This window comes from Atribacter sp., assembly GCF_035418125.1.
GTDB lineage: Bacteria > Atribacterota > Atribacteria > Atribacterales > Atribacteraceae > Atribacter > Atribacter allofermentans.
In genome coordinates this window covers 1-2,123 of the sequence record NZ_DAOLQM010000319.1, presented here as the reverse complement: position 1 = coordinate 2,123, position 2,123 = coordinate 1, and the positions used below count along the sequence as shown (strand labels likewise).

3 protein-coding genes are annotated in these 2,123 nt (G+C 38.0%); 1 reads left to right on the top strand and 2 read right to left on the bottom strand.

Annotation, left to right across the window (positions count from 1 at the left end; translation table 11 throughout):
* A partial coding sequence (locus tag PLK24_RS10990) for a hypothetical protein (RefSeq protein ID WP_324479092.1) occupies positions 1–191 on the top strand: 191 nt, incomplete at its 5' end.
* A gap of 16 nt (positions 192–207) precedes the next feature.
* Here PLK24_RS10990 and PLK24_RS10985 read toward each other — a convergent pair.
* Together PLK24_RS10985 and PLK24_RS10980 are read right to left on the bottom strand one after the other, a co-directional pair.
* Positions 208–1,407 carry a DUF401 family protein gene (locus tag PLK24_RS10985; RefSeq protein ID WP_324479090.1) on the bottom strand — a complete coding sequence of 400 codons (1,200 nt, stop codon included), beginning with the start codon at positions 1,405–1,407 and terminating at the stop codon, positions 208–210.
* 5 nt (positions 1,408–1,412) lie between these two features.
* A partial coding sequence (locus PLK24_RS10980; protein ID WP_324479088.1) for an alpha/beta fold hydrolase occupies positions 1,413–2,123 on the bottom strand: 711 nt, incomplete at its 5' end.

Below are 2,123 nucleotides of genomic sequence, written 5' to 3'. Positions count from 1 at the left end.
AGGATAGACCCTCATGCTGTCCAGCAACACCAGATGAGGATGAAAAACTAAAGATTCGACATGCCATGACGGGTCGCTACAATAATCGGGCGCAATTAATTGTGCACCTACGTAAAAAATTCTTTGGTAGGGGTTTGATCTATCAAGTCGGTGATTTTCTAATTAATCAAATACCATCGACTCCTTATTAATGTTCTTGTTGAGCTATTATCGAGCGAGGAAAAACCAAATAACCCCCCAAGAAAATACCAATAGAAAGGGCAAAAAGAGTTGTCGGTAGGTAGAAATGAGGTCGCTTTTAAAATGGCGGCAGGTAAGAATTAAACAAAGATGAGCTGGTGAAAAAGTGATTCCAGCATAACCAGAAATAAATATTAAAGGAAAAATCTGTTGGATGGAATATTCAGTAAACAGCGGAAGGATAATTGGAAAGGCAATTCCGATAAAAGCTGATGAATAACCACTGATGAGGGCAATTAGAAAGGGAATGACCATCCCGATAATCAATATAGGAAAATGACTAGAAAGAAAGGAATCTACTAAGACCGGGATGCTCCCACTTTCAATAATGACAGTTTTAAAAAGTATGACCCCAACCACATCCAGCATCATAGCCCAGGAAAACCGATGAAACATCAATCGTGATAAGGTGGTAAGGTTCATACGGTGAAAAAAGACGCAAAAGACAATTCCCATTGCAGCTCCCAACCAAACCGGTTGGTTAAGGAGTACGACAAAAACTGGAATAAGGATAGGTACAAATAACCGAAGCAAAGTTTTCAAGGGCATAGATTCAGTTTTTATATTGGCTTTTGATAGGGGTTTTTGGTTTTTTATGACTATCCAACCACCGATTAAAGCTAATAGGGTAAAGGGTAGATGATGAATAATAATCCAAGCAAGGGATAAACCTGTTAGGTTAGATGCCATTAAAATAACTGGATAAAGCGGGAGGAAATACTCCCATACATGTCGATACCAATAATTAATAAAGGTAAGCAATTGGCTGGATAATGAACTGGATGAATAAGAAGCTTCGATTAAAGGAGCGGAAAAAAGTGCACCACCGGGCATGGGAAGGAGCCCGATTAGAGCTGATAAAGCTGGGGATACCAATCGGGAATCACGAATTCGTTCTTCAATACCTCGCACTAACTTAACAAGTTCCCCATTATTGGACAGTAAATTTCCTAACAACATAATAGAAAAAACACTGAGTAATAAATTGGTATTTTCATAAGCAAAAAATCCTAAAGGAAAAACCGACGGGAATTTCGAAAAGGGAATTTGAAATAAAATCCAAAAAAGAAAAGAAGCCAAAATTAGACTTAAACCGATATTCAATTTCTTTTTGATGAGAACTAGGATAAAAGCAAAAATGATCAGTATTTTGATGAGAGCGAGCATGGAATCTATTGGGAATGAAGATCGGTAAATTTAATCAATTGTTTGACAACTTCATCTGGTTTTTCTTCCTGGGGCATATGACCACATTGGTAAATTTCTAAAAAAGTGACGTTATTGAGGGAAGCGTTTAATCGCTTTATTTCGGAGATTTTTACCCAAGAATCTTCCCTACCGCTCATAATAAAAATCGGCAAAGTTAGAGTATTTAAATTAGGGAAAACATGATTTCGAGAAGAATCTCGTAAATAGTAGTAGAGAGCTAAGCCACTTTTTGGATTTCGAAGAATTGGGTCGGCTATTCGATTGAATAGATCTTGGTCGATTATATTCTTATCAAAAACTGCATCCTGGAGGGTCTTTGTCAGTTTAATTTCTGACCGCAGTGTCTTATTAGCAATCGAAATAATACCAGTTCTCAATAGAGGATTGGCAAAAATTAAACTTGACAAGGGGACTCCATGAACCGAAAATACCGCGGGACTGATGAGAAATAGAGCTTGTACTCTTTCGGGATGAAGAAGAGCCATTCGAAGAGCAAGGTTTCCACCTAAAGAATGGCCGATAATGATAACTTTTTTGATTGAAAGAGTATCGAGAAACTCGATAAGCTGCTGAGCAAGATGACGATGAGAGTATTTCCCCATCCGTTCAGCAGTTGATTGGCCATGACCTGGAAGGTCAACTAAAAGAAAACGATAATTTTCTTGAGGAAGACG